The 19,574-nt window shown below is 61.9% G+C and carries 14 protein-coding genes; 4 read left to right on the top strand and 10 right to left on the bottom strand.

Annotated features, from left to right (window positions below; translation table 11 throughout):
* The first annotated feature begins 7 nt into the window (after positions 1 to 7).
* From J3D54_RS30365 to J3D54_RS24840, 3 genes are all read left to right on the top strand, one after another.
* A complete protein-coding gene (locus J3D54_RS30365; RefSeq protein WP_007901166.1) occupies positions 8 to 133 on the top strand; it encodes a hypothetical protein in 126 nt (41 codons plus the stop codon).
* Between the two features lie 115 nt (positions 134 to 248).
* Positions 249 to 461, top strand: coding sequence for a hypothetical protein (locus J3D54_RS24845; RefSeq protein ID WP_253423976.1), 213 nt, complete (start codon positions 249 to 251; stop codon positions 459 to 461).
* Positions 458 to 715: a hypothetical protein gene (locus J3D54_RS24840; protein ID WP_253423973.1), complete on the top strand. Its 258-nt coding sequence runs from the start codon at positions 458 to 460 to the stop codon at positions 713 to 715. Before J3D54_RS24845 ends, J3D54_RS24840 begins: the two co-directional genes overlap by 4 nt.
* Positions 716 to 895: 180 nt before the next feature.
* On the opposite strand, the gene J3D54_RS24835 is transcribed toward J3D54_RS24840, so the two are convergent.
* The 10 genes from J3D54_RS24835 to J3D54_RS24790 all read right to left on the bottom strand — a co-directional run bounded on the left by J3D54_RS24835 (position 896) and on the right by J3D54_RS24790 (position 14,095).
* A complete protein-coding gene (locus J3D54_RS24835; RefSeq protein WP_253423970.1) occupies positions 896 to 1,498 on the bottom strand; it encodes a glutathione S-transferase in 603 nt (200 codons plus the stop codon).
* Positions 1,495 to 5,136, bottom strand: a complete 3,642-nt coding sequence (locus tag J3D54_RS24830) for an AAA family ATPase (RefSeq protein ID WP_253423968.1) — start codon at positions 5,134 to 5,136, stop codon at positions 1,495 to 1,497. Before J3D54_RS24830 ends, J3D54_RS24835 begins: the two co-directional genes overlap by 4 nt.
* Entirely contained in the window at positions 5,133 to 6,377 is a 1,245-nt protein-coding gene (locus J3D54_RS24825) for an exonuclease SbcCD subunit D C-terminal domain-containing protein (protein WP_253423965.1), read from the bottom strand. The genes J3D54_RS24830 and J3D54_RS24825 overlap by 4 nt, the downstream gene beginning before the upstream one ends.
* Positions 6,378 to 6,647: 270 nt before the next feature.
* Complete coding sequence (locus J3D54_RS24820) at positions 6,648 to 8,300, bottom strand: BatD family protein (RefSeq protein ID WP_253423962.1); 1,653 nt, start codon at positions 8,298 to 8,300, stop codon at positions 6,648 to 6,650.
* On the bottom strand, positions 8,297 to 10,033 hold the full coding sequence (locus J3D54_RS24815; protein WP_253423959.1) for a tetratricopeptide repeat protein: 1,737 nt from the start codon (positions 10,031 to 10,033) through the stop codon (positions 8,297 to 8,299). Before J3D54_RS24815 ends, J3D54_RS24820 begins: the two co-directional genes overlap by 4 nt.
* The gene (locus tag J3D54_RS24810) at positions 10,030 to 11,124 is read right to left on the bottom strand and encodes a VWA domain-containing protein (protein ID WP_253423956.1); all 1,095 of its coding nucleotides are present in this window, start codon (positions 11,122 to 11,124) and stop codon (positions 10,030 to 10,032) included. The genes J3D54_RS24815 and J3D54_RS24810 overlap by 4 nt, the downstream gene beginning before the upstream one ends.
* A complete protein-coding gene (locus tag J3D54_RS24805) occupies positions 11,117 to 11,611 on the bottom strand; it encodes a DUF4381 domain-containing protein (protein WP_253423953.1) in 495 nt (164 codons plus the stop codon). Before J3D54_RS24805 ends, J3D54_RS24810 begins: the two co-directional genes overlap by 8 nt.
* Positions 11,608 to 12,552: a DUF58 domain-containing protein gene (locus J3D54_RS24800; RefSeq protein WP_253423950.1), complete on the bottom strand. Its 945-nt coding sequence runs from the start codon at positions 12,550 to 12,552 to the stop codon at positions 11,608 to 11,610. Before J3D54_RS24800 ends, J3D54_RS24805 begins: the two co-directional genes overlap by 4 nt.
* A 5-nt stretch (positions 12,553 to 12,557) precedes the next feature.
* On the bottom strand, positions 12,558 to 13,517 hold the full coding sequence (locus J3D54_RS24795; protein WP_007941298.1) for a MoxR family ATPase: 960 nt from the start codon (positions 13,515 to 13,517) through the stop codon (positions 12,558 to 12,560).
* A gap of 224 nt (positions 13,518 to 13,741) precedes the next feature.
* On the bottom strand, positions 13,742 to 14,095 hold the full coding sequence (locus tag J3D54_RS24790) for a hypothetical protein (protein ID WP_253423947.1): 354 nt from the start codon (positions 14,093 to 14,095) through the stop codon (positions 13,742 to 13,744).
* 515 nt (positions 14,096 to 14,610) lie between these two features.
* Here J3D54_RS24790 and J3D54_RS24785 point away from each other — a divergent pair.
* The gene (locus J3D54_RS24785) at positions 14,611 to 19,518 is read left to right on the top strand and encodes an NAD-glutamate dehydrogenase (RefSeq protein ID WP_253423944.1); all 4,908 of its coding nucleotides are present in this window, start codon (positions 14,611 to 14,613) and stop codon (positions 19,516 to 19,518) included.
* Positions 19,519 to 19,574: the final 56 nt, after the last annotated feature.

The raw sequence follows: 19,574 nt of genomic DNA, 5'->3' as shown, positions 1-19,574 counted from the left end.
CGACAGCATGGCGATGCGTCTGGCAGTTGTTCTCCTGTTTCTCTATTCCACCCCGATTCTGTCGGCTGCCCAGCCCGTTCCCAACGAGCCGGATGCGGCCCGTGAGCGCTTGATGAGTTTTATTGAAGACTGAAATAGACTGGCTTAATGATCAACGAAGCTGATGGTTACTATGGATAACCCTGAGTGGTTATCACGGCTTTTTTGATCGATTCTGTGGGCATTGAAACATGCCCACGGAGAACACCATGGCCAGCACCATCCTCACTTCTGCCAAACACGGCGCCTACCTGGCCATTGGTCTTTACGTAGCCATGGTGTTGGTCGTCAGCCTTTCGGCTCAGTCGCAACACAGCCTTCAGGCACCGATTCAGGTCGCTTATCCCGGCATCCAGTTCGAACACCGCGCTCAACACGCGGTGGTTGATGACGCCGACTTGGCGGGGGTGACAGGGGTATGAAAGGACGCAGACTCTGGGTCATCGCCTTTCTGGCGTTCATGACCAACGGCGCTTCGTTGTTGGGGATCGGGCAAGGCTCGGCGGGCTCGGTGGCCCGGGCCATCGAATGCAACCACAACATCGCCCACAACATCCAGACCGCCAAAGCCCTGGAGTTGCTGGTGGGTAATCCGCCGAGCAAATCCAATGGCGGGTTTTTCGGGCCGTTCCAGGTGGATTGCTCGGCGTTGGGGATGTGTGACGTGTTGGCCTGAATCCGCGGTCGATGAAGCCAATGTGGCGAGGGGGCTTGTCGGAACGCCGCATCGCCCCGTTCGGCTGCGCAGCAGTCGTAAAACCGGCGACTGAGGTTCATCTGACAAATCGCGATAACCTGATTCAGGGCTGCTTCGCACCCCAACGGGGGCAAGCCCCCTCGCCACAAAGGAATGCTGTTATTTTTGCTTTGCCATCACGTCAGTAAACAGTTCTGACTCGATGAAACGCTGCAACCAGCCCTGCAATCGCACATACGGCGTCTGCCCGAACCACTCGCGATCCACGTGGGCGAACTGTCGTACGAACGGCATTAAGGCGACATCCGCCAGGCTCGGGTGTTCGTCCAGCAAGTAGTCGCGGCCCTCCAGCAACTCATCCAGCTTGCGTAAAAACACTTCGCCCTCGGCGCGATAAAACGTCATCGATTGCTCGGGATATCGTTCGGCGTATTTGTAGCGATTGAGGTGCACCTTGAACACTTGATCGTTCTCTTCGATCAGCCCGGCGATGGATTGCTGCCCGACAGGGTCATCCTTGACTAGCCAGTCCTGCGGATCGTTCTGCGCCAGCGCCCAACGCATGATTTCCAGGCTTTCGTCGATCACCCGGCCGTCCACGCTCAGCACCGGTACCGTGCCTTTGCTCGACAGTGCGAGCATTTCGGCCGGTTTGGCCTTGAGGCTGACTTCGACGATATTCACCTCAACCCCCGAATACCGCAGGGCCATGCGAGCGCGCATGGCGTAGGGGCAGCGGCGGAACGAATACAGCGTGATCATTTCACCTCCAGGGTACTCAGGCCGTTGCCCTGGCGGTGGACTTGGATCTGCACCGGAATCCGTTCATGCATTTCCTGCACGTGGGAAATCACCGCGACCTTGCGTCCCTGCGCTTGCAGGCCGTCGAGGGCGTCCATGGCCAACTGCAGAGATTCGGGGTCGAGGCTGCCGAAGCCTTCGTCGATGAACAACGATTCGATTTTCAGCGTGCTCGACGCCATCGATGCCAACCCCAGCGCCAGGGCCAGCGATACCAGGAACGTCTCGCCGCCGGACAGCGAATGCACCGAGCGCAGTTCGTCGCCCATTTCGGTGTCCATCACCAATAACCCGAGCATGCTGCCGCCCCGTTTCAGGCGATAGCGCCGCACCAGTTGCCGCAACTGCACGTTGGCGTGATGCACCAGCAGGTCGAGGTTGTAGGCCTGGGCGATTTTGCGGAAGGTGTCGCCGGTGGCCGAACCGATCAGCGCATTCAAGCGCGCCCAGCGCTGGTACTCGGCGTAGGCGTCGGCGATCTGCTGCGCCAGCGCCTGATTGGCGTTCTGTCGGCGCTGATCTTCGGTTTGCTCGGCGCGCAATTCGGCGCAGCGATGCTCGCTGGTGGCGAACAGGTTTTGCAGTTCGGCCAGTGCTGTGGCCAGTTGTTCGGTGTCCAGGTTGCCGTTGTGCTGCGCCTGATGATCGAGCAAGCGCTGATCCCGCTCTTGCAACAGCACCTTGGCTTGCGCGATGTCTTGTTCGCTTTGCTGCAATCGTTGACGCAGCTCGCTGAGCTGTTGGTCGTTGACGCCGAGCAGCGCTTCCAGTCCACCGTCGTCCAGCTCGGGATGCTGCGCGCGCCAGTCGGCGATCTTGGCGCTCAGCTCGCGGTCTTCGCTTTCCAGGGCTTGCGCACGCTCCTGCTGCGCCTTGAGTTCGGCGGCCAGTTGCACCAGCCCCGTGCGCACGCTTTGCAGTTCCTGATTGGCTGTTGCTTCAGCATTGCGTGCCTGTTCGACGGCCTGATCCAATTGCTGCTGCCATTGTTCGGCGCTGGCGTGCTCACCCAGTAGTTGCGTCAGTTTTTCCTGGCAAGCCTGTTGTTGCCCGGCCAGCGCGGTGAACTGCTGCTGCGCGGCGTCCAGTTGCTGGGTGCGGGTCAGCTGGCGGTCCTGTTCTTTGTCCAGCGTCTGCTGGCGTTGTTGCTGTTCGCCGAGTTCATCGCGCTGCTGCTCGAGTTGTTGCAGACGTTGGGCAATCTGCCGGTCGAGCTGCATGAAGGTCGCGGCAGGCTCGTTGCGCAGGGCCTCCAGTGTCTCGGCTGGCAACAGGCTGCTGAATGCAGTCAGTTCCTCGTCCAGGCGTTGGCGATCGCTGCTCAACTCCCGTTGCTGGTTGAGCAGGTGTTGTGTCGCCTGTTGGTTCGCCACTTCGGCGCTGCGCAATAGTTGCGCCAGGCGCGCGGCATCCTGTTGCAGGGTGAGCAGGGCGGTTTGCCGTTGTTCGTCCTGCGTAATGCTCTGGTTCAACTGGCTGCTTTGTTGGGTCAGCCAGGCATCGCGTTTGTTTACGTCCTGGGCCAACAGTTGAGCAGACAGTGGGTGTGCTTCCAGGCTCGGTGCCAGGCTTTGTTGCTGAGTCGCGAGCTGTTCTTGTTGTTGCAGCAGTTCTTTTTGCTGAGCAATCAGGCCGCCGACTTCGGCGCGCAGATCGGTGAGTTTTTCCTTGAGCAGGTCCACGGCTTTCTGGGCGTTGGCCTGTTCGCTTTCATCGTGACGGCCGAGGCTTTGCAACAAGGCTTCGGGCTGATGATAAGGATGGTCCGGGCTGCCACAAACCGGGCAGGGCTGATCGTCCAGCAGTTGTGCACGCAGTTCTTCGACGCTGGCACTGCGCGCCAGGCGCTGACGTTCCAGCAGTTCGCGGGTGACGGTCAGGGTCTGTTCGGCGACGGTCAGTTCGGCCTTGGTCTTCACGCCGTCCTGGGTCAGACGATCACGCTCTTGCTGCGCCGCGAGCTGGCGTTGCTGAAGTTCGGCGCCGCGCTTGTCCAGTTCCTGCTGGCTGGCCCACAGCCGCGTCAGCTCTTCAACGGCCCGCAGTTGCTTGCGGTTGTCCTGTAGCAGGCTGCCGAGGATCTGAATCTGCTCGGCCACGGCTTCGGGTTCGGCGCCGGCCTCTTTATACAGCAGCTCAAGGCTCTGGCGCTGGGTGGCCAGATCCTCGGCGGCCCGGGTGGCGCTTTGCTCGAGGGCGGCCAGTTCGGCCTGGCCCTTGTTCAAGCGATTGCCGATCAGCATCAGTTGCTGCAGACGATCGCGGTAGGCGTTCCAGGCATCGCTCAGCGGCGCCAGATGAGTGCTTTGTTCAAGCTCCGCGGCGATACGCTGCAAGCGTTCTGCGACCTGTTTCTGTTGGTCGAGCAAACCCTGAATCGTGCTTTGGCCCTGCGTGCAGGCCAGTTCTGCCTGCTGCTTGAGGTCGGCACTGAGGCTGGCGTCCCTGGCCAGGCGGGCGAGGGTGCTTTGCTCTTCGAAGGCCTGACGCAGCAGTGGCGCGCTGTTGCTGTGTTGGCTTTGTGCGGCGGCCAGTGCCGTTTGCGCTGCGCTCAGGCTGTGTTCGAGCTGAGCCTGACGTGCGTTCAGTTCGGTCTGCTGTTGAATGTGCTGCTGAATCTGCGCCGCCAGCGGTGTGAGCTGGGCAGTCAGTTCGGTTTTTCGCGCGAACTGGTGCCGTTGCGGGGCCAATTGCTCCAGACGGGTCAGCTTCAAGCGCTCGCCGGCCAGGCTGTTCCAGTGTCGTTGGGCGGATTGCAGTTGCTCGGTGGCGCTCTGTTGCGCGTCCTGCAACTGGCGCAGGTCCTTGAGCCAGGTGTGTTGCAGCTCCAATTGCTTGAGCTGCGCCTGCTGGGCCTTGAGCAGTTGCTGCGCGTCGTTGAAGCGCTCATCGAGCTCGGCCCGGGCTTCAGGCGACAGTGGCGTGACCCCGGTGGCCTGGTCCTGCAACAGTTTATGAACTTCGCGCGCTTCTTTGGTCTTGTCGAAGGCGCGGCGACCGAGGCGGGTGTAGAGCGCGGTATCGGTGAGCTTTTCCAGCAGTTCGCTGCGGTCGTTGTCGTCCGCCTTGAGGAACGCACTGAACTCGCTCTGGGCCAGCAACACGGCGCGGGTGAACTGTTCGAAGTTCAGGCCCAGTACGGACTCGATCTGGCTTTTGAATTCAAGTTTCTGACTGGCGAGCAGTTGATCCTGATCGATATCGCGCAGGCTCTGGCGACTGGCTTGTAGCTTGCCTCCGGCCTTTTCCCTGGCGCGATTGGCTTCCCAGCGTGCGCGATAACGACGGCCATCGATGCCAACGAAATCCACTTCGGCAAAGCCTTCACCGGTGCCACGACGCAACAGCGTGCGCGGATCGCCCGTGCTGATTTCACCGTCGGCGTCCGGCGTTTTGGCGGACGCTTGAGCGTTGTTCAGGCGCGGTACGGCGCCAAACAGCGCCAGGCACAGCGCATCGAGCAGCGTGCTTTTGCCGGCGCCGGTCGGCCCGGTAATCGCAAACAGACCGGCACTGGCCAAGGGCTCGGCGGTGAAGTCGATTTCAAACGGCCCGGCCAGGGAAGCGAGGTTTTTCAGACGGATCGCGAGGATTTTCATGGCTGTTCGCTCTCCATCTGCACGTCTTGCAACAGCTCGGCGAAGTCCTTGAGCGTTTGCTCGTCGACCTCGCTGCCGTAGTTGTCCTGCCAGGCGCGGCTGAACAGTTCCTGCGGTGTCAGTTGATCCAGTTCGATCAACGTGGCGCCGTCCTCGACGCCGTCGCGGCTGCCGTTGCCGGCGTATTCGGCGGCAATTCGCACCAGCCGTACCGCTTTGCCTTGCAAGGCCGTTTCCACTTGATGGCGCAAGTCCGGTTGCGGTTCGTCGAGACGCACCCGCACTTCCAGCCACGGCTGGCGCTGGATATCGGCGAGCAGGTCAATGTTGGGCAGGTCGGCCAGTTGCAGCAGGACTTCCGCCAGCGGCGCGGGGCCGAGGCGTTGCAGGTTTACCGGTCGGGGGATCAGTTTCGGTTCGACGCTGAGCAGGGTTTCGCCATCCAGTTTGATGTCGAGAATCTGATGCTGGTAACCGATCTCGGAGAATGACAACGGAATCGGCGAGCCGCTGTAGCGGATGCGTTCTTCACCGTTGACCTTCTGCGGTTTGTGCAAATGCCCGAGGGCGACATAGCTGATGCCCGGCCCGAACAGGCTGGCGGGCAGGGCTTCGGCGTTGCCGATGATCAGGCTGCGCTCGGAGTCCTCGGACACCGAACCGCCGGCCATGTGCGCATGGCTGATGGCGATCAGCGCCTGGCCCGGCTTGCGCTTGGCGTTCGCCGCTTCGATCAGCCACTCGTGAACCTGGCCGATGCCGCGCAAATAGTTGTCACCCAGGTGCGCGCCCGTCACTTCGGCGGGGCGCAGGAACGGCAGCGCCAGGCACCAGGCAGCGATTTCACCCGAGGCATCCGGCAACGGCAGCAACAGGCGTTCGGCATCCAGTTGACCGTCATCCAGCCACAGCACGCGACCCAGGGCATGAGTGCGCAAGCGCCGCATCAACGGCGCGGGCAGTTCGATCCGCGAGCCGGAGTCGTGGTTGCCGGCGATCATCACGATGGTCAGCAAGGGCTGCTGTTCGTGGGCGCTGACGATGAAATCGTAGAGGCGTTCCTGGGCTTTGACCGGCGGGTTGACCGTGTCGAAGATATCGCCGGCAATCAGCAGCACATCGGGCTGGTCCAGCTTCAGCTGACGCAGCAGCCAGTCGAGAAAACAGGCGTGCTCGAAATCGCGTTCCTGGCCGTGCAGGTTCTGCCCAAGGTGCCAGTCGGAGGTGTGGAACAGACGCAAGGCGTACTCCGCAACAAAATAAGGTGATGGCCGCGGGGGAACTGATGGCGGCTAAAGAGGGGAGAGTTTACTGGCAAACAGGTGGGATGTGGTCAGGCACTGATTTTGTGGCGAGGGGGCTTGCCCCCGTTGGGGTGCGAAGCGCCCCCCTACAATGCTTCAGTGCCACCGAGTTGCCTGGATTCACGACTGCTTCGCAGCCGAACGGGGCGATGCGGCGTTCCGACAAGCCCCCTCGCCACAACAGCCCCTTCATCCCATTGGTCGGGATTATTTGGGATAAAGCGGCGGCAAACCACTATCGCCGACCACGCCTTGAACCCCTTCGGCCGTCGGGATCGCCCGGATGGCGCGCCACAGTTCTTCGCCTTGCCAATACTGCCCGGTTTCGCTGTAGAGCGCGCCGTTCAGGCCGTCCAGCGCATCGGACAGCGGCACAAAACGGGCGGCCATGTCGGCCAGGGTTTCCGGTTGTTGCCGGGCCCAGGCGTCGAGGGCCTGGCGGGTGGCGTGGGTGTCGTTGGCCTGGCAGGCGCGTTTGAGATCGTCGAGCAGGGTGCGTGGGCTCGGGCCGGTCTGTGCCGCCCGCTGGATCGCCGGTTGCGAGCGGGCGCGCCACCAGAGGCCGAAGCCCAGCAGAGTGGTGCAGGCCAGAATCGCCGTGCTGAGCTTCCACCACCAAAGGGCTTCGTTGCTGGCGCCGGACATCACCTGCGGGCTGCCCGCCGGGGTGTCGACGATCAGGCTCGGATTGCTCGCCACTTGCAGCGTGCGGGCCGGCAGGCTGGTGTGTTCCAGATGATCCTCGAAGGTGTTCCACCAGACCACTTCAACGCTCGGCAAGTCGATGTCACCGGTGCGGGTCGGCACCAGCGCTTCACGGTCCTCGCGACTGCCGACCAAACCGCGTTCGCCGCTCTGGTTGCTCAGCACCGGTTGATCCGGGTAGCGCCGCAGGCCGTTGATCTCGGTGGCGGGCAAAGGTGGCAGTTGGGAACTGGCGAGGCCTTCGGCGCTCAAGGTCAGGCTGCGGGTCAGTGAGTCGCCGACCTGCGCATGATCCGGTTCCGGGCTCCAGCTTTCGCTGAGGTTCAGGCTGCGAGCCGGCAGCCAGGGCACATCGGCTGGGTAAGAACCGGGTTTGGCCTTGACCGTCAACGGGATCTCGGCGGAAGTGACGCGCATCAACTTGCCCGCTTTGGGCCCTTGGGATGTAGCGTCCGGGGAAGGCTGGGTATCGACCAGCGTGGCACTGAACACCTGCGCCGGAATGGTCAATACACCGCTGTGCTGCGGATAGATCGCGTAGCGCATTTCGATCACGCCATGGCGCAGGCCGTTGATGGCTTTCTCGTAGGTGCGCGACTCACCCAGCTGTTCAATGCGTGCATCGGGAATCTGCAACGGGGTCAGGCTGCTGTCGTCGAACAGTGACACTGAATGGTAAATGCGTAAGGTCAGGATCGCCTCAGCCTGCACATAGACGCTGTTCTGGTCGAGGCTGGCTTCGATGAACACCGGTGCCAGGGTGTTGCTGCTGTCCTGGGTTTCGCTCTCGATCACCTGCACCGTAATCGGCTGGCTCTGCGCCTCGCCCAGTTGCAGCGACGGAATCACCACGCTGCCGTTCTGCCGGGGCAGCAGCGTGATGATCCAGCGGGTGGTCGCTTGAGTGTTGCCGTTGAGGGTGTTCAGTTGGTTGACCTGACGAGTGCCGCGCACCTCGAACTGTGGCTCCAGTGGAGTCAGGTCGGGTTTGCCGAACTGGGTCACGTCGCTGGATTCCAGAGTCAGTTCGACCGTCTCCCCGGAACTCAGGCGACTGCGATCGACACTGGCGACCAGCCCTGCAGCCTGAGCCTGAACGGCGCAAAGCAACAGAGCGGACAGCGCTGCGAGCAAGAAGGCGGTGAAGCGGGTCATCGAGTTTTTCCCTGATCCTGATGTTGTTGCTGTTCGTACCAGAATTTGCGTCTGAGCAGTTCGCCGGGGTCATCCGGGATCTTGCGCAGCCATTGCTCCAGCGCTTGTTGCTGTTCGCCTTCGAGCATTTCGCTGGCGGGGTGCCGCGGTGGCGTGGTGCTTTGTTCATCCCCCAACTCGCTGCCAGGGACTTCATTGGCGCCCGGTTGCGGGGGGGACGTGGGTGGCTGCTCGGCGTCCGGCGTGGCCTGTTGGGCGTCGGTTTTTGGCTCACCATCGCTCGGTTGGGTGGCGCTGCCCGGTGGCGGTTCCTGAGGCATGGTTTCGGTTTCGCCCTCGGCGGTTTTGTCCGGTTCGACGGGCGGCGTGGTGGATTTCTGCTTGAGCAGGTTTTCCACCAGTGCCTTGTTGGTCAGGGCTGGGCGCAGGTCCGGTTGACGTTCCAGCGCTTGGTCGTAAGCATCCAGCGCCGCTTCCAGTTCACCGCTTTTGGCCAGGGCGTTACCTCGATTGTAGTGGGCGTGGGCGTCGTTACCTTGGGCAAACCGCTGGGCGGCGCCACTGTAGTCGCCAGCTTCATAGAGCGCCACACCTTGCCATTGCGGATCTTCGAAATGTTGCGCGGCTTCAGCAGGGCGCTTTTGTTTGAGCAAGTGCAAACCCTGCTGATCGGGCCGCAGCCACAGGTCTTCGAAATCGAAGGCGTAGCTCGGTTGCGGCAGCAGGAACAGCAGCGGCAGGCAGAACAACCAGCCGCGGCGCCCGGCACAGGCGGCCAGCAACAATAACGGCAGCAGCAGCCAGTAACCCTGATCAGCCCAGGTGTCGAGGCGCAATGTCTGGCCATCGTTGCGCAAGTCCCGCGGGCTATCGAACAGGCCGAGGCCACGCAGGTCGGCATCATCCAGGCGCGCCTGGCGATAACGTCCGCCCAGGCCGTTGGCGAAGGCTGTCAGGCTGGTGCCGTCCAGATGCGGCACCAGAATCGCGCCCTGATCGTCCTTGAGGAAACTGCCGTCGTCCTGCGCGACCGGCGCACCTTCGGCGGTGCCGATGCCGAGCATCAGAAATTCTGTGGGCTTGGCGTCCAGCGCCTGACGAATCCCTTGGCGTTCGTGCTCCGTCAGCGACGAACCGATCAGCAGGATCCGCCCCTGGCCGAGGGCACCCTGATCCAGCAGCGCCAGGGCCTTGGCCACCGCCAGATCGGCGCGATGACCGGCCTGGGGCATCAGCGACGGCTTGAGTGCATCTAAAAGATTGCGGCTGGTCGACAGGTCATCCGACAGCGGCACCAGCGTGTGGGCGCTGCCGGCGTAGACGACGATGGCGGTCTGCGCATCGCTGCGGTTTTGCAGCAGATCCAGCAGTTTGCGCCGGGCCTGTTCCAGCCGGTTTGGCGCAACGTCGGAGGCGAGCATTTCCGGGGTCAACTCAAGCAATACCACCAGCGGGTCAGCGGGTTTCTGGCCGGTTTGCTCGACGCGTTGCCAGCTCGGCCCCAGCAGGGCCAGCACGGTCAGTACCCAGGCCAGGCCCAGGGCAACCCATGGCAGTTTGCTCTCGCGACCGCTGCCACCACTGAGCAAGGCGGCATGGAAGGCCGGTGGCAAAATCATTTGCCAGCGACCCGCGCGCTTCTGTCGGTGCCAGAGTTGCCAGAGCAACCAGCCCAGCAGCGGCAATAACAACAGCCACCAGGGGCGGAACCAGTGCGGCCAGAAGGTAATCATCGGCGCCTCCGCAGACGCAGGCGTTTGAGACGCTGACGCCAGTCGGGCAGTTGCGTTTGCAGAAACCGCTCTTTGGTAAACAGCTTCTCGGTAAATAGTCGTTGCAACAGGTTATCCGGCCAGCGCACGCGGACAACCAGCAGCATGCTCAACAGCAACGCCATCGCCAGAGGCCAGTGATACAACGCTTGGGCCGGACGGGCCTGCGTAGGTTGCTGGGCCACCGGTTCCAGTTTGTCGAGGGTGGCCTTGATTGCCTGCAGTTCCTGGCCGTCGTGGGCGCGGAAGTACTGCCCTCCGGTGGCTTGAGCGATGGCTTTCAAGGCTGGTTCGTCGAGGTCCAGGCTCGGGTTGATGCCCAGGAAGCCCAGGGTGCCGCTTTGTTCGGGGTCGGCGCCGATGCCGATCGGGTAGATTTTCACACCTTCATTAGCCGCCAGGCGTGCGGCGGTCAATGGATCGATTTCGCCGCCATTATTGGCGCCGTCGGTGACCAGAATCAGTACGCGGCTTTGTGCCGGACGTTGGCGCAGGCGTTTGAGGGCCAGGCCGATGGCATCGCCAATCGCAGTGTTCTTGCCGGCGATGCCGATTCGCGCTTCGTCGAGCCACACCCGCACGGTATGGCGGTCGAAGGTCAGCGGCGCTTGCAGGTAGGCTTTACTGCCGAACAGGATCAACCCGACCCGGTCGCCGTCGCGACTTTCGAGAAAATCACCGAGCAAATGCTGCACCAATGACAGTCGGCTGACGTCTTCGTCCTGCCACTGCATGTCGGGGAAGTCCATCGAACCGGACACGTCCACCGCCACCAGCAAATCGCGGCCACTGGCGGCAATCGGCAGCGGTTCGCCGAGCCATTGCGGGCGCGCCGCGGCGATCAGCAATAACAGCCACAGGAGAATGAACGGGGCCTGCTGGCGCCAGGCCGGCAGGTTGGCCCGGGCGCGGCGACGAGCGAGGCTTTCAAGGTCGCTGAGGAAGCTGACCTTGAGCGCCGGTTCGCCACTGTCGGCCACCGGCAGCAGCACCCGCATCAGCCACGGCAGCGGCAGCAGGGCGAAGATCCACGGCCAGGCGAACTCAAACATGTTTGCGAATCCAGGTGTCGACGGCTTGAGTCAGGCCAGCGATGGCCTTGTCGTCGAGTTTGCATTCGGGCTTGTAGGCACCTTCCACCAGCACCATCCAGCGCGTGAGACCGGCAGCCGGGCAGCGGTTATCAAGGAACGCCAGCCATTGGCGACCGTTGAGGGTGTGGCTCTGGCTGTAAGGGTAATGGTTGCGGCACAGGCGTTTGAGCAAGCCGTTGAGTTGCTGCAGCCAGGCACCGGCCGGGGCGCCGTCGTAGGGTTTGGGCATCAGGGCGAGTTCGGCCAGGGCGGCGAGGCGCACCGGGTCCAGCGGTTGTTCGGCGCGCACGACAGGGCGCTTGTCCGGAATGAAGCGTCGCAACTGCCATACGCCGAAACCGATCAGCGGCAGCAACAACAGCAGCAGCCACCAGCCCGGTGCCGGCGGCCAGAAGCCGATCGGTGGCGGGGAAATCAACGGTTGCAGTTGATCGAGGTTGCTCATCGACCTTTCCCCGGACGTTGTGGGTTCAGGTATTCGCGCAATTGCTCGACCATCTCGCTTTGGGTGCTCAACGGCATCAGCAACACCCGTAGCTTCTGCGCCAGCAATTCCCAGCGGGCGATGCGCGCTTCCGCTTGGGCGCGGTAGGCCTGGCGCAAGTCGAAATTCAAGGTGTCGAGTTCCAGTTGCGCGCCCCGTTCCGCGAAGCGTAATAGCCCGGCGGCGGGCAGGGCGTGATCCAGCGGGTCGGACACCGGCAGCAGCAACAGGTCGCAATGGCGTGACAACAGGCTCAGTTGCTGCTCGGCACTGTCGGACAAGGCGCGTTCGTCGCAGATCACGATCACCAGGCTGCCGGGGCGCAGCACTTCCCGCGCGCGGCGCAGGGCAATGCCGAAGGCATCGCGGTCCGGCTCGCGTTCGGCGTGCAGCGACTGATTGACCCGCACCAGCCGGTTGAGCAGTTGCAGCAGGCTCTGCTTACTGCGTCGTGGCTTGATTTCGTAGTGCTCGTCGTCGCCGAACACCAGCCCGCCGACCCGGTCGTTATGCCCCAGCGCGGCCCAGCCAATCAGGCTCGCGGCCTGGGCAGCCAGCACCGACTTGAACATCAACCCGGAGCCGAAAAACAGCCGACGGCTCTGTTCGACCATGATGAAAATCGGTCGTTCGCGTTCCTCATGGAACAACTTGGTGTGCGGTTCCTGGGTCCGGGCGGTGACACGCCAGTCGATGCTGCGCACGTCATCGCCGGCCTGATAGACCCGCACCTGATCGAAGTCCACCCCGCGCCCGCGCAGTTTCGAGTGGTGCAGGCCGATGAGCGGGCTGCGCTGGCTCGGCGTGGAAAACAGCTGCACTTCGCGCACGCGATGGCGCATCTCGATCAGCTCGGCGAGGCTGATGCGGATGCCCGGCTCGGGCGGCAGAAGGGTGTTCATCGGGGTCAAGCGACGGCTACGACGTCGAGAATCCGCTGGACCACCCGGTCCTGGTCGATGCCTGCGGCTTCGGCTTCAAAGGAAAGAATGATGCGATGGCGCAACACATCGAACAGCACCGCCTGAATGTCTTCCGGGCTGACGAAGTCGCGACCGGCCAGCCAGGCGTGAGCCCGGGCGCAACGGTCGAGGGCGATGGAGCCGCGCGGGCTGGCGCCATAGGCAATCCATTCGGCCATTTCCGGGTCGAACTTGGCCGGGATGCGCGTGGCCATGACCAGTTGCACCAGGTATTCCTCCACGGCGTCGGCCATGTACAACCCGAGGATTTCCTTGCGCGCGGCGAAGATCGCCTGCTGGCTGACCCGACGTTCGGGCTTGGTTTCACCGTGCAGCGCTTCACCACGAGCCTGTTGCAGAATCCGCCGTTCGACGGTGGCGTCGGGGAAGCCGATTTTTACGTGCATCAGGAACCGGTCGAGCTGGGCTTCGGGCAACGGGTAGGTGCCTTCCTGCTCGATGGGGTTTTGCGTGGCCATGACCAGAAACAGCGGCGACAGCTCGTAGGTGCTGCGCCCGACGCTGACCTGGCGTTCGCCCATGGCTTCGAGCAGGGCCGACTGGACCTTGGCCGGGGCACGGTTGATTTCATCCGCCAGCACCAGGTTATGGAAGATCGGACCTTGCTGGAACACGAAGCTGCCGGTTTCCGGGCGATAGATTTCCGTGCCGGTGATGTCGGCCGGCAGCAGGTCGGGGGTGAACTGGATGCGATGGAACTGTGCTTCGATGCCTTCGGCGAGTTCTTTGATGGCCTTGGTCTTGGCCAGTCCTGGGGCGCCCTCGACCAGCATGTGACCGTCGGCGAGCAGGGCGATGAGCAAGCGCTCGATGAGTTTTTCCTGGCCGAGAATCTGCGTTGAAAGAAAGGTTCGCAGCGCGAGCAGCGCTTCACGATGTTCCATCGATGACTGTTCCTGGAAAGGGTGACCGAAGACGTTCGAATAACGCCAGGGCTGGGGGCGTTACTTTAATCCATCGCGGGGGGTGCCGACTAACGGCATTTTGTGCAAAGTGCGGGAATTGATGGGCAAAATTGTTGGATTAATCCAGGGTGGGCCGGACAGTGGCTGTTCTGGCCTCATCGCGGCGATCCGACTTGCCCGCGATGAGGCCCGCTCAAGCACCATTAGCGCTGGCTGATGTAAGTGCCGATGCCTTTAAGGATGTTCTGCAGAGTTTCCTCCACCTCAGCCAGATCGCTGGCATCGGTACTGTGCAGGATTTCCAGCGAATCATTGCCACCCAGCGCATCGGCGTCCACGGCGGCGATTTCGATCAGCAGGCGGTCAGGGCTGAGGGTGACTTTCACGCCATCCAGGGCCGAAGGCTTGTCGTGGAAGATGATTTCCAGCTCGTCCTCGTCCGGAAAGCGGCTCATCAGGAACATTTCGCCCTCGGCACTGGTGCAGCAGAGCATGGCCAGATTGTCTTCTTCGTCATCGCACGGGTTGACGATCAAGAGGTCGGTTGTCATTTGCATGGGAAAAATCCTGGCTCGGCGAGCGTTGTGAACACAACAAACGACAATTCTGCCAGCCCTGGGGAATTTCTGCTCGGCTGAGTGTCAGAGAATGTGTCGTGAACATTCGGGGCCTCCTCGGTCATTTCGGGCACGCGGGTGCCGTAAAACCGGGCATAAAACGCCCATTTTCCTGCACGACTGCTAGTGTTGTTCGAGGCGCATGCCGCGAGTTACGTGCCGATGACCGAATATGTCGCAGCGCTGCAAGCACAGCCCTTGCCGCACTGGTTAAGCTGCGCAACGGATGAGCACCCGTAAAGGCATTGACGATGGCTGCGATGGTAGCCCCGACAGTCGTTTTTGCAGATGCCCATTTAATGGAAGGTGAATGTGACCTGAGTGTCTCGTCCAGCTTCACCCAACTGTCATCCTGTTTCCTCTGCCCGAGAATCAGGAACAGGGTGACGGATTGCCCCGAAAGGGGTTTGCACGCGACGCTTCCATCAATAACAAGCCCAAGCGGAGTACCACAGATGGCGTTCTTCACCGCAGCCAGCAAAGCCGACTTCCAGCACCAACTGCAAGCGGCACTGGCGCAGCACATCAGTGAACAGGCACTGCCACAAGTGGCGCTGTTCGCCGAACAATTTTTCGGCATCATTTCCCTCGACGAACTGACCCAGCGTCGGTTGTCCGATCTCGCCGGCTGTACCCTTTCTGCGTGGCGCCTGCTTGAGCGCTTCGATCACGCGCAACCGCAAGTGCGCGTCTACAACCCCGATTACGAACGTCACGGCTGGCAGTCGACCCACACCGCGGTCGAAGTGCTGCACCACGATCTGCCGTTCCTGGTGGATTCGGTGCGTACCGAGCTGAACCGTCGTGGCTACAGCATTCATACCCTGCAAACCACTGTGCTGAGCGTGCGTCGCGGCAGCAAGGGCGAGCTGTTGGAAATCCTGCCCAAGGGCACTCAGGGCGAAGGCATTCTGCAAGAATCGCTGATGTACCTGGAAATCGATCGTTGTGCCAACACGGCCGAACTCAATGTCCTGGCCAAGGAACTGGAGCAGGTTCTCGGCGAAGTCCGCGTCGCGGTCGCCGATTTCGAACCGATGAAAGCCAAGGTCCAGGAGCTGATCGAAGGCATCGACAATAGCCAGTTCGCCATCGACGCCGACGAAAAATCCGAAATCAAGAGCTTCCTGGAATGGCTGGTGGGCAACCACTTCACGTTCCTGGGCTACGAAGAATTCGTGGTGGGCGAAGATCAGAACGGCGGTCACATCGACTATGACCAGAGCTCGTTCCTCGGCCTGACCAAACTGCTGCGCGCCGGCCTGACCGTCGATGACCTGCGCATCGAAGACTACGCCGTCAACTATCTGCGTGAACCGACGCCGCTGTCGTTCGCCAAGGCGGCACACCCAAGCCGTGTCCACCGTCCGGCCTACCCGGACTATGTATCGATTCGCCAGATCGATGCCAACGGCAACGTCGTCAAGGAATGCCGCTTCATGGGCCTGTACACCTCGTCGGTGTATGGCGAAAGCGTGCGGGTCATTCCTTACATCCGTCGCAAGGTCGAGATCATCGAACAGCGTTCGGGCTTCCAGGCCAAGGCTCACTTGGGCAAGGAACTGGCCCAGGTGCTTGAAGTGTTGCCTCGCGATGACCTGTTCCAGACTCCGGTGGACGAGCTGTTCACCACCGTGATGTCGATCGTGCAGATCCAGGAACGCAACAAGATCCGCGTGTTCCTGCGCAAAGACCCGTACGGTCGTTTCTGCTACTGCCTGGCCTATGTGCCGCGTGACATCTACTCCACCGAAGTGCGCCAGAAGATCCAGCAAGTGCTGATGGATCGCTTGAAAGCCTCTGACTGCGAGTTCTGGACCTTCTTCTCCGAATCCGTGCTGGCCCGTGTGCAGCTGATTCTGCGGGTCGACCCGAAGAACCGTCTGGACATCGACCCGGTTCTCCTGGAAAAAGAAGTGGTGCAGGCCTGCCGCAGCTGGCAGGACGATTACGCGAGCCTGGTGGTCGAGAGCTTCGGTGAAGCCCAGGGCACCAACGTGCTGGCCGACTTCCCGAAAGGCTTCCCGGCCGGTTACCGCGAGCGTTTCGCCGCCCACTCGGCGGTGGTCGACATGCAGCACCTGCTGAGCCTGAACGAAAAAAATCCGCTGGTGATGAGCTTCTATCAGCCGCTGGGTCAGGTATCGGGCCAACGTGAGCTGCACTGCAAGCTGTATCACGCCGACACGCCGCTGGCGTTGTCCGATGTGTTGCCGATCCTGGAAAACCTCGGCCTGCGCGTGCTGGGTGAATTCCCGTATCGCCTGCGCCACAACAGCGGCCGCGAGTTCTGGATTCACGACTTCGCGTTTACGGCTGCCGAAGGCCTGGAACTCGACATCCAGCAACTCAACGACACTTTGCAGGACGCTTTCGTCCACATCGTGCGTGGCGATGCCGAGAACGATGCCTTCAACCGTCTGGTGCTGACCGCCGGTCTGCCATGGCGCGACGTGGCGCTGCTGCGTGCCTACGCCCGTTACATGAAACAGATCCGTCTGGGCTTCGACCTGGGTTACATCGCCAGCACCCTGAACAACCACACCGACATCGCTCGCGAGTTGACCCGGTTGTTCAAGACCCGTTTCTACCTGGCGCGCAAGCTGTCCGGTGACGATCTGGAAGACAAGCAGCAACGTCTGGAACAGGCGATTCTGACGGCGCTGGACGATGTTCAGGTGCTGAACGAAGACCGCATCCTGCGTCGTTACCTGGACCTGATCAAAGCGACCCTGCGGACTAACTTCTACCAGACCGATGCTCACGGTCAGAACAAGTCCTACTTCAGCTTCAAGTTCAACCCGCACCAGATTCCAGAGCTGCCGAAGCCAGTTCCGAAGTTCGAAATCTTCGTTTACTCGCCGCGCGTCGAAGGCGTGCACCTGCGCTTCGGCAACGTGGCTCGCGGCGGTCTGCGCTGGTCTGACCGTGAAGAAGACTTCCGTACCGAAGTCCTGGGCCTGGTAAAAGCCCAGCAAGTGAAGAACTCGGTCATCGTGCCGGTGGGTGCGAAGGGCGGCTTCCTGCCGCGTCGCCTGCCACTGGGCGGCAGCCGTGACGAGATCGCGGCCGAAGGCATCGCCTGCTACCGCATCTTCATCTCGGGCCTGTTGGACATCACCGACAACCTGAAAGACGGCGCGCTGGTACCGCCGGCCAACGTCGTGCGCCATGACGACGATGACCCGTACCTGGTAGTGGCGGCGGACAAGGGTACTGCGACCTTCTCCGACATCGCCAACGGCATCGCCATCGACTACGGCTTCTGGCTGGGTGACGCCTTCGCATCGGGTGGTTCCGCCGGTTACGACCACAAGAAAATGGGCATCACCGCCAAGGGCGCGTGGGTCGGCGTTCAACGCCACTTCCGCGAACGCGGCATCAATGTTCAGGAAGACAGCATCACCGTGGTGGGCGTCGGCGACATGGCCGGTGACGTGTTCGGTAACGGCTTGCTGATGTCCGACAAGCTGCAACTGGTCGCAGCGTTCAACCACCTGCACATCTTCATCGACCCGAACCCGGAGCCTGCCAACAGCTTCGCCGAGCGTCAGCGCCTGTTCGACCTGCCGCGTTCGGCCTGGTCGGATTACGACACCAGCATCATGTCCGAAGGCGGCGGGATCTTCTCCCGTAGCGCGAAGAGCATTGCCATCTCCGAGCAGATGAAAGCGCGCTTCGACATTCAGGCCGACAAGCTGACCCCGACCGAACTGCTCAATGCCTTGCTCAAGGCTCCGGTGGATTTGTTGTGGAACGGCGGTATCGGTACTTACGTCAAAGCCAGCAGCGAAAGCCACGCCGATGTCGGCGACAAGGCCAACGATGCACTGCGCGTGAACGGCAACGAACTGCGCTGCAAAGTGGTGGGCGAGGGCGGTAACCTCGGTATGACTCAGCTGGGTCGCGTCGAGTTCGGCCTCAATGGCGGCGGTTCCAACACCGACTTCATCGATAACGCCGGTGGCGTGGACTGCTCCGACCACGAAGTGAACATCAAGATCCTGCTGAACGAAGTGGTTCAAGCCGGCGACATGACCGACAAGCAACGTAACCAGCTGCTGGCGAGCATGACCGACGAAGTCGGTGGTCTGGTGTTGGGCAACAACTACAAACAGACTCAGGCTCTGTCCCTGGCCGCCCGTCGTGCCTTGCCACGGATCGCTGAATACAAGCGCCTGATGAACGATCTGGAAAGTCGCGGCAAGCTGGATCGCGCCATCGAGTTCCTGCCGGCGGAAGAAGCGATCAACGAGCGCGTCGCGGCAGGCCATGGCCTGACCCGTGCCGAGCTGTCGGTGCTGATCTCCTACAGCAAGATCGACCTCAAGGAGCAACTGCTCAACTCCCTGGTGCCGGACGACGACTACCTGACCCGCGACATGGAAACCGCTTTCCCGCTGACGCTGGTGAGCAAGTTCTCTGCCGCCATGCGCCGTCACCGTCTGAAGCGCGAAATCGTCAGCACCCAGATCGCTAACGATCTGGTCAACCACATGGGTATCACCTTCGTTCAACGGCTCAAAGAGTCGACCGGCATGAGCCCGGCGAACGTGGCCGGTGCGTATGTGATCGTGCGTGACATTTTCCACCTCCCGCACTGGTTCCGTCAGATCGAAGCCCTGGACTACCAGGTGTCGGCCGACGTACAACTGGAGTTGATGGACGAGCTGATGCGCCTGGGCCGTCGCGCTACGCGCTGGTTCCTGCGTGCTCGCCGCAACGAGCAGAACGCTGCCCGTGACGTCGCGCATTTCGGTCCGCACCTGAAGGAGTTGGGCCTCAAGCTTGACGAACTGCTCAGTGGCGAGATTCGCGACACCTGGCAGGCCCGCTATCAGGCGTACGTCGAAGCCGGTGTGCCGGAGTTGCTGGCACGCATGGTGGCTGGCACCACGCACCTGTACACCCTGCTGCCGATCATCGAGGCTTCCGACGTGACCGGTCAGGACCCTGCGGACGTGGCCAAGGCCTACTTCGCCGTGGGCAGTGCGCTGGACATCACCTGGTACCTGCAACAGATCAGCGCTTTGCCGGTTGAAAACAACTGGCAGGCCCTGGCCCGTGAAGCGTTCCGCGATGACGTCGACTGGCAACAGCGCGCGATCACCATCTCGGTCCTGCAACAGGGCGATGGCACCCAGGACGTGGAAACACGCCTGGAGCTGTGGATGGAGCAGAACGAAGGCATGATCGAGCGCTGGCGCGCCATGCTGGTGGAAATCCGTGCCGCCAGCGGCACTGACTACGCCATGTACGCGGTGGCCAACCGTGAATTGCTGGATGTGGCGTTGAGCGGTCAAGCGGTGGTGCCTGCGGCTATCACCGCCACTGCGAGCGCCGAGCTGGAGCCGGCTGCCTGATCAGGCGTTGAATGAAAAAGCCCCGTCTCGAAAGAGGCGGGGCTTTTTTATGTCTG

Source organism: Pseudomonas sp. GGS8 (assembly GCF_024168645.1).
Lineage (GTDB): Bacteria > Pseudomonadota > Gammaproteobacteria > Pseudomonadales > Pseudomonadaceae > Aquipseudomonas.
The sequence above is the reverse complement of the archived record's forward strand: the minus strand, read 5'-3'. Positions and strand labels throughout refer to the sequence as shown.

Bases quoted from the DNA above. Each gene is read 5' to 3' on its own strand.
- J3D54_RS24815 (WP_253423959.1), bottom strand. From the start codon at position 10,033: ATGATTACCTTCTGGCCGCACTGGTTCCGCCCCTGGTGGCTGTTGTTA.
- J3D54_RS24800 (WP_253423950.1), bottom strand. From the start codon at position 12,552: ATGAACACCCTTCTGCCGCCCGAGCCGGGCATCCGCATCAGCCTCGCC.
- J3D54_RS24785 (WP_253423944.1), top strand. From the start codon at position 14,611: ATGGCGTTCTTCACCGCAGCCAGCAAAGCCGACTTCCAGCACCAACTG.
- J3D54_RS24835 (WP_253423970.1), bottom strand. From the start codon at position 1,498: ATGATCACGCTGTATTCGTTCCGCCGCTGCCCCTACGCCATGCGCGCT.
- J3D54_RS30365 (WP_007901166.1), top strand. From the start codon at position 8: ATGGCGATGCGTCTGGCAGTTGTTCTCCTGTTTCTCTATTCCACCCCG.
- J3D54_RS24820 (WP_253423962.1), bottom strand. From the start codon at position 8,300: ATGACCCGCTTCACCGCCTTCTTGCTCGCAGCGCTGTCCGCTCTGTTG.
- J3D54_RS24795 (WP_007941298.1), bottom strand. From the start codon at position 13,517: ATGGAACATCGTGAAGCGCTGCTCGCGCTGCGAACCTTTCTTTCAACG.
- J3D54_RS24830 (WP_253423968.1), bottom strand. From the start codon at position 5,136: ATGAAAATCCTCGCGATCCGTCTGAAAAACCTCGCTTCCCTGGCCGGG.
- J3D54_RS24845 (WP_253423976.1), top strand. From the start codon at position 249: ATGGCCAGCACCATCCTCACTTCTGCCAAACACGGCGCCTACCTGGCC.
- J3D54_RS24805 (WP_253423953.1), bottom strand. From the start codon at position 11,611: ATGAGCAACCTCGATCAACTGCAACCGTTGATTTCCCCGCCACCGATC.
- J3D54_RS24840 (WP_253423973.1), top strand. From the start codon at position 458: ATGAAAGGACGCAGACTCTGGGTCATCGCCTTTCTGGCGTTCATGACC.
- J3D54_RS24790 (WP_253423947.1), bottom strand. From the start codon at position 14,095: ATGCAAATGACAACCGACCTCTTGATCGTCAACCCGTGCGATGACGAA.
- J3D54_RS24810 (WP_253423956.1), bottom strand. From the start codon at position 11,124: ATGTTTGAGTTCGCCTGGCCGTGGATCTTCGCCCTGCTGCCGCTGCCG.